The sequence below is a fragment of the Pseudomonas sp. NPDC089554 genome, assembly GCF_050280645.1.
Lineage (GTDB): Bacteria > Pseudomonadota > Gammaproteobacteria > Pseudomonadales > Pseudomonadaceae > Aquipseudomonas.
The window spans coordinates 24,257-30,874 of record NZ_JBNNVR010000066.1; the positions used below are offsets into that span (position 1 = coordinate 24,257).

The following is a 6,618-nucleotide window of genomic DNA, read 5'->3' on the forward strand; positions in this document are numbered from 1 at the left end:
GTTACCCGTGATGACGCCTAAGGTATTCAGATAAGCATGGCCCTACTGCAGATCGCCGAACCCGGTCAGAGCCCCCAGCCGCACCAGCGTCGCCTGGCGGTGGGTATCGACCTGGGCACCACCAACTCCTTGGTCGCTGCCGTGCGCAGCGGTCGCAGCGAACCGCTGCCCGATGCCCGCGGCGAGGTCATCCTGCCGTCCGCGGTGCGCTACCTCGAAGGCGCTCAAGAGGTCGGCCAGGCTGCCCGTGCCGCTGCCGCCAGCGACCCGCTGAACACCATTTTGTCGGTCAAGCGCCTGATGGGGCGCGGCCTGGCTGACGTCAAGCAACTGGGCGAGCAGCTGCCGTACCGCTTTGTCGGTGGTGAGTCGCACATGCCGTTCATCGACACCGTCCAGGGGCCGAAGAGCCCGGTGGAAGTGTCGGCCGACATTCTCAAGGTGCTGCGCCAGCGCGCCGAAGAAACCCTCGGCGGCGAGCTGGTGGGCGCGGTCATCACCGTGCCTGCCTACTTCGACGATGCCCAGCGCCAGGCCACCAAGGACGCTGCGCGCCTGGCCGGTCTGAACGTGCTGCGCCTGCTCAACGAACCGACCGCTGCCGCCGTGGCCTATGGCCTTGACCAAAACGCTGAAGGCCTGGTGGCCATCTACGACCTGGGTGGCGGTACCTTCGATATTTCCATCCTGCGTCTTACCGCTGGTGTCTTCGAGGTGCTGGCCACCGGTGGCGACAGCGCCCTGGGTGGCGATGACTTCGACCACGCCATTGCTGGCTGGATCATCGAGCAGGCCGGCCTGTCTTCCGACCTTGACCCGTCCGCTCAGCGTCAACTGCTGCAAACTGCCTGTGCGGCGAAAGAAGCGTTGACCGACGCCGAAGTGGTGAAGCTCAGCCATGGCGCCTGGCAGGGCGAACTCAGCCGCGCTGCGTTCGAGGCCCTGATCGAGCCGCTGGTTGCCCGCAGCCTCAAGGCTTGCCGTCGCGCGGTGCGTGACAGTGGCGTAGAGCTGGAAGAGGTTGCAGCCGTGGTCATGGTCGGTGGCTCTACCCGCGTACCGCGCGTGCGTGAAGCCGTGGGCGCGCTGTTCGGTCGTACCCCGCTGACTTCCATCGACCCCGACCAGGTGGTCGCCATCGGCGCCGCGATCCAGGCCGACACCCTGGCCGGCAACCGCCGCGAGGGTGGCGAGCTGCTGTTGCTCGATGTCATCCCGCTGTCGCTGGGTCTTGAGACCATGGGCGGCCTGATGGAGAAGGTGATCCCGCGCAACACCACGATTCCCGTGGCCCGCGCCCAGGAGTTCACCACCTATAAAGATGGCCAGTCGGCCATGATGATCCATGTGCTGCAGGGTGAGCGCGAGCTCATCAGCGACTGCCGCTCCCTGGCCCGTTTCGAGCTGCGTGGCATTCCCGCGATGGTCGCCGGTGCGGCGAAGATCCGCGTGACCTTCCAGGTCGATGCCGATGGTCTGCTCAGCGTCGCGGCCCGCGAGCTGGGCTCGGGCGTTGAGTCGAGCATCCAGGTCAAGCCATCCTACGGCCTGACCGATGGCGAGATCGCGCGCATGCTCAAGGACTCCTTCGAGCACGCCGGCTCCGACAAGCAGGCGCGCCAGTTGCGTGAGCACCAGGTTGACGGCGAACGCCTGCTCGAAGCGGTGCAGGGCGCTCTGGACGCCGATGGCGAGCGCCTGCTCAGCCTTGAGGAGCGCGAGGCCATCGACTTCCAGATGCAAGAACTGCGTGATTTGCTCAGCGGCACCGATGGCGTTGCCATCGAGCAGCAGACCAAGCGTCTGTCGCAGGTGACCGATGCTTTTGCCGCCCGTCGCCTTGATTCGACGGTCAAAGCCGCACTGGCCGGGCGCAACCTGAATGAGATCGAGGAGTAACCGATGCCGCTGGTGACATTCCTGCCGCATGAAAAATTCTGCCCCGAGGGGCTGACCGTGGACGTGGCGACCGGGACCAACATCCTGGAGCTGGCCCATGACCATCACATCGAGATGGAAAGCGCCTGCGGCGGCGTCAAGGCTTGCACCACTTGCCACTGCATCGTGCGCAAGGGGTTCGACTCCCTCGAGGAGGCCGATGAGCTGGAAGAAGACATGCTGGACAAGGCGTGGGGCCTGGAAGCGCAGTCGCGCCTGGGTTGCCAGGTAGTCGTGGGCGACCAGGACCTCACTATCGAGATCCCGAAATATTCGCTCAACCATGCCGCAGAAGCGCCGCACTGAGGGTTCAGCATGACTTTGAAATGGATTGATGTACTTGAGATCGCCATCCAACTTGCAGAAAGCAAGCCGGAAGTCGATCCTCGTTACGTGAATTTCGTCGATCTGCACCGTTGGGTGCTGGCCTTGCCAGAATTCAGCGACGATCCGTCCCGCGGCGGTGAGAAGGTGCTCGAGGCCATTCAGGCGGCCTGGATCGAAGAAGCCGACTGAGCGTGTCCTGCAGGTTAGGCATTCCCCTAGAACCCGCGTATAATTCGCGGGTTTAATTTTTCGCATCACTCAAATTCTGGAGTTTTCCATGGCTGTTCAACGTACTTTCTCCATCATTAAGCCTGACGCCGTTGCCAAGAACGTCATTGGCGAGATCACCACTCGCTTCGAAAAAGCGGGCCTGAAAATCGTTGCCTCGAAAATCAAGCAACTGTCCAAGGCCGAAGCCGAAGGCTTCTACGCTGAGCACAGCGCGCGTGGCTTCTTCGGTGACCTGGTTGCCTTCATGACTTCCGGCCCGGTCGTTGTTCAGGTTCTGGAAGGCGAAAACGCCATTGCTCTGAACCGTGAGCTGATGGGCGCTACCAACCCTAAAGAAGCTGCTGCCGGTACCATCCGTGCCGACTTCGCCGAGTCGATCGACGCCAACGCCGTTCACGGTTCGGACTCCGAAGCTGCTGCTGCTCGCGAAATCGCTTACTTCTTCGCTGCTACCGAGGTAACCACTCGCTAAGCGAAAGCTTACGGGTGAGGGTGAATCCATGACGACATCTACTGGCAAAATCAACCTGTTGGGCCTGACCCTGCAGGAAATGGAAAAATTCTTCGACTCGATCGGGGAGAAACGCTTCCGTGCCGGCCAGGTGATGAAATGGATTCACCACTATGGCGTCGACGATTTCGCCGCCATGACCAATGTCGGCAAGGCCTTGCGCGAAAAGCTCGAGGCCGCTGCCGAGATTCGGGGGCCGGAAGTGGTCAGCGAAGATATTTCCGCCGACGGCACCCGCAAGTGGGTGGTCCGCGTTGCCTCCGGCAGCTGCGTTGAAACCGTCTACATCCCCACCGACGATCGCGGCACCCTGTGCGTGTCGTCCCAAGCTGGCTGCGCCCTGGATTGCAGCTTCTGCTCCACCGGCAAGCAAGGCTTCAACAGCAACCTCACCGCCGCCGAAGTGATCGGCCAGGTGTGGCTTGCGAACAAATCCTTCGGGACCGTCCCGGCCAAGATCGACCGCGCCATCACCAACGTGGTCATGATGGGCATGGGCGAGCCCCTGCTGAATTTCGACAATGTCATCGCCGCCATGAAGATCATGATGGAAGATCTGGGCTATGGCATTTCCAAGCGTCGCGTCACCCTGTCCACCTCGGGCGTGGTGCCGATGATCGACGAGCTGGCCAAGCACATCGACGTGTCCCTGGCGCTGTCGCTGCACGCGCCGAACGACGAGCTGCGCAACAAGCTGGTACCGATCAACAAGAAGTACCCGCTGAAGATGCTGCTGGAGTCGTGCATGGGATATATGTCCACCCTCGGCGGCAAGCGCGTGCTCACCATCGAGTACACCCTGCTCAAGGACGTCAACGACCAGCCTGAGCACGCCGCACAGATGATCGAGCTGCTGCGCGATGTGCCGTGCAAGATCAACCTGATCCCGTTCAACCCGTTCCCGCACTCGGGCTACGAGCGGCCGAGCAACAATGCCATCCGCCGCTTCCAGGACCTGCTGCACCACGGCGGCTTCAACGTCACCACCCGTACCACCCGTGGTGAAGACATCGACGCCGCCTGCGGCCAGCTGGTTGGCCAGGTCATGGACCGCACCCGCCGTAGCGAGCGCTACATTGCCGTGCGCCAGCTGAGCGCCGAAGGCGAGCAGCAAGACAGCGCAGCGCGCCACTGACCTGGGGCCTCCCATGACCCTGCGTGCCGTGCTGTCGATCCTCACGCTTGCGCTGTTGGCCGGTTGCGTGTCTGGCGGCGCAGGTGACCCGCTGGCCAGTCGCCAGGGTAGGGTCGATGCAGGGCGCGCCTACGTGCAATTGGGCCTGGGCTATTTGCAACAAGGTTTGACCGGTCAGGCCAAGGCCCCCTTGGTCAAGGCGCTCGAGCTGAATGCTCGCGACGCCGACGCACATGCCGCCCTGGCTTTGGTGTTCCAGGCCGAAGGCGAGCCCGAGCTGGCTAAAGCACATTTTCGCAAAGCCCTGGCCGCACGCCCCGACGACACCCGCATCCGCAACAACTACGGCAGTTTCCTATATGCTCAGGGCCAGTTTCACCAGGCCGAGCAGATCTTTCGCCAAGCCGCCGCCGATACCCTGTATCCTGAGCGTTCCCGGGTCTACGAGAACCTTGGCTTGACCGCCTTGAAGCAGGGGCGCCGCGAACAGGCGCACGAATACCTGACCAAGGCCCTGCAGCTCAACCAGCGTCAACCCGGGGCACTGCTTGAAATGGCTGAGTTGTCCTACGAAAACAGGCATTATGTGCCCGCTCGGGACTATTACGATCGCTTCAGCCAGCACAGCGACCCCAATGCCCGCAGCCTGCTGCTGGGCAGCCGCCTTGCCCGCGTCTTCGAAGAACACGGCAACGCAGCCGAGCTGGGCCAGCAATTACAACGACTTTATCCCGGTACGCCGGAATATCAGCAATACCTGTCGGAGCAACGATGAAAGCCGCGCACCCAGAAGTAGCAGCAGCGACTCGCCAGAACCCCGGTGAAGTCTTGCGCCAGGCCCGCGAAACCCGCGACTGGTCGCAGGCCGAAGTGGCCCGCAAGCTCAACCTCACGGTAACTTCGCTGAACAACCTGGAAAACGGTGCCTTCGACAAGCTCCCCGGGCATACCTTCGCCCGTGGCTACATCCGCGCCTACGCCAAGCTGATGGACATGGACCAGGCGCCGCTGGTCGAGGCCTTCGACCAGGTCACCGGCACCCACGCCAAGGGCAGCGACGTGCATGCGCTGGGGCGTATCGAAGAGCCCGTGCGGCTTTCCCACAATATCCTGCGAGTGGTGAGCCTGCTGCTGCTGGTGGCGGTGATCGGTGGTGGCTTCTTCTGGTGGCAAGACCAAGGCAGCCTGCGTACCAAGGACCTGGCCAAGATCGCCCTGGAACACGTCGAGGTCGAGAGCGCCGATGGCACCACCCAGATCCACCCCCTGGACGAGCCTGAAGACCAGGCCGTGAGCGCTGGCCAGCAGCCGGAAAGCGCGCCGTTGCCGCTTGAGCCTGCGGCGGGCGAGCAAACCCAGGAAACCACTGCGGACGCCACTGCAAACACCGCACCTGCTACCCCCGCTGCGCCAGAGGTCCCGGCCGTCGCGGCGGCGCAGCCTCATACACCTGCTACTCCCGCACCTGCTACCCCGGCAGCGCCTACTACCCCGCCTGTTGCCGCTGCCCCTGCGCCAGCCGCTCAGCCGAGCGTACTGCCCGCTGGCGATGGCCGTGTCGCGATCCGGTTCAGCGCCGACTGCTGGACCCAGGTCACCGACGGCAACGGCAAGGTGCTGTTCAGCGCCATCAAGCGCAAGGGCGACAGCCTGGAACTGACCGGCAAGCCGCCGTTCGCGGTGCGTCTGGGCTTCGCCCGTGGCGCGCAGGTCAGCTACAACGGCCAGGCGGTCGACGTAGCCCCGTTCACCAGTGGCGAGACCGCTCGCCTGAAGTTGGGACAGTAAGTCATGCACGGCGAATCTCCGATCAAACGTCGCGAATCGCGGAAAATCTGGGTCGGCAATGTGCCGGTGGGTGGCGATGCGCCGATTGCGGTGCAGAGCATGACCAACACCGACACCAACGACGTGGCCGCTACCGTGGGGCAGATCCAGCGCCTGGTCGATGCCGGTGTGGACATCGTTCGCGTCTCGGTGCCGGACATGGACGCCGCCGAAGCCTTCGGCAAGATCAAGCAACTGGTCAGCGTGCCTTTGGTCGCCGACATCCACTTCGACTACAAGATCGCCCTGCGTGTGGCTGAGCTCGGTGTCGACTGCCTGCGTATCAACCCTGGCAACATCGGCCGTGAAGACCGCGTGCGTGCGGTGGTCGATGCCGCACGAGACCGGGGCATTCCGATTCGCATCGGGGTCAACGCCGGCTCTCTGGAAAAAGACCTGCAGAAGAAGTACGGCGAGCCGACCCCAGCCGCGCTGGTCGAGTCGGCGCTGCGCCATGTCGAGCACCTCGACCGCCTGGATTTCCACGACTTCAAGGTCAGCGTAAAGGCCTCCGACGTGTTCATGGCCGTCGAAGCCTACCGCCTGCTGGCCATGCCGATTCCCATCGGTGACGAGCGCCCGGTCACGGTCAAACCGGCCGAGCCGCTGGTCAAGGACAGCGAGCAGACCGACGCGGCCCTGGCGCAGA

General features: G+C 63.4%; 8 protein-coding genes. All 8 read left to right on the forward strand.

Annotation, left to right across the window (positions count from 1 at the left end; all coding sequences use genetic code 11):
• Positions 1-36 precede the first annotated feature (36 nt).
• Positions 37-1,899 (forward strand): Fe-S protein assembly chaperone HscA, encoded by a 1,863-nt coding sequence (hscA, locus tag ACQKPE_RS18465; RefSeq protein ID WP_427668069.1) that lies wholly within the window; start codon positions 37-39, stop codon positions 1,897-1,899.
• A gap of 3 nt (positions 1,900-1,902) precedes the next feature.
• A complete protein-coding gene (gene fdx, locus ACQKPE_RS18470; RefSeq protein WP_427668070.1) occupies positions 1,903-2,244 on the forward strand; it encodes an ISC system 2Fe-2S type ferredoxin in 342 nt (113 codons plus the stop codon).
• A gap of 9 nt (positions 2,245-2,253) precedes the next feature.
• On the forward strand, positions 2,254-2,454 hold the full coding sequence (gene iscX, locus ACQKPE_RS18475; RefSeq protein ID WP_375099836.1) for a Fe-S cluster assembly protein IscX: 201 nt from the start codon (positions 2,254-2,256) through the stop codon (positions 2,452-2,454).
• Positions 2,455-2,542: 88 nt separating this feature from the next.
• Positions 2,543-2,968 carry a nucleoside-diphosphate kinase gene (gene ndk, locus ACQKPE_RS18480; RefSeq protein WP_427668071.1) on the forward strand — a complete coding sequence of 142 codons (426 nt, stop codon included), beginning with the start codon at positions 2,543-2,545 and terminating at the stop codon, positions 2,966-2,968.
• A gap of 28 nt (positions 2,969-2,996) precedes the next feature.
• Entirely contained in the window at positions 2,997-4,142 is a 1,146-nt protein-coding gene (rlmN, locus tag ACQKPE_RS18485) for a 23S rRNA (adenine(2503)-C(2))-methyltransferase RlmN (protein ID WP_427668072.1), read from the forward strand.
• A gap of 13 nt (positions 4,143-4,155) precedes the next feature.
• Positions 4,156-4,917 (forward strand): type IV pilus biogenesis/stability protein PilW, encoded by a 762-nt coding sequence (gene pilW, locus ACQKPE_RS18490; protein ID WP_427668073.1) that lies wholly within the window; start codon positions 4,156-4,158, stop codon positions 4,915-4,917.
• Positions 4,914-5,930 (forward strand): RodZ domain-containing protein, encoded by a 1,017-nt coding sequence (locus ACQKPE_RS18495; RefSeq protein ID WP_427668074.1) that lies wholly within the window; start codon positions 4,914-4,916, stop codon positions 5,928-5,930. The genes pilW and ACQKPE_RS18495 overlap by 4 nt, the downstream gene beginning before the upstream one ends.
• 3 nt (positions 5,931-5,933) lie before the next feature.
• Positions 5,934-6,618 (forward strand): flavodoxin-dependent (E)-4-hydroxy-3-methylbut-2-enyl-diphosphate synthase (locus ACQKPE_RS18500; protein WP_427668075.1); only part of this gene is annotated, 685 nt, incomplete at its 3' end.

Excerpts from the sequence above, each read along its gene's own strand:
- hscA (WP_427668069.1), top strand. The coding sequence starts at position 37 with ATGGCCCTACTGCAGATCGCCGAACCCGGTCAGAGCCCCCAGCCGCAC.
- fdx (WP_427668070.1), top strand. The coding sequence starts at position 1,903 with ATGCCGCTGGTGACATTCCTGCCGCATGAAAAATTCTGCCCCGAGGGG.
- iscX (WP_375099836.1), top strand. The coding sequence starts at position 2,254 with ATGACTTTGAAATGGATTGATGTACTTGAGATCGCCATCCAACTTGCA.
- ndk (WP_427668071.1), top strand. The coding sequence starts at position 2,543 with ATGGCTGTTCAACGTACTTTCTCCATCATTAAGCCTGACGCCGTTGCC.
- rlmN (WP_427668072.1), top strand. The coding sequence starts at position 2,997 with ATGACGACATCTACTGGCAAAATCAACCTGTTGGGCCTGACCCTGCAG.
- pilW (WP_427668073.1), top strand. The coding sequence starts at position 4,156 with ATGACCCTGCGTGCCGTGCTGTCGATCCTCACGCTTGCGCTGTTGGCC.
- ACQKPE_RS18495 (WP_427668074.1), top strand. The coding sequence starts at position 4,914 with ATGAAAGCCGCGCACCCAGAAGTAGCAGCAGCGACTCGCCAGAACCCC.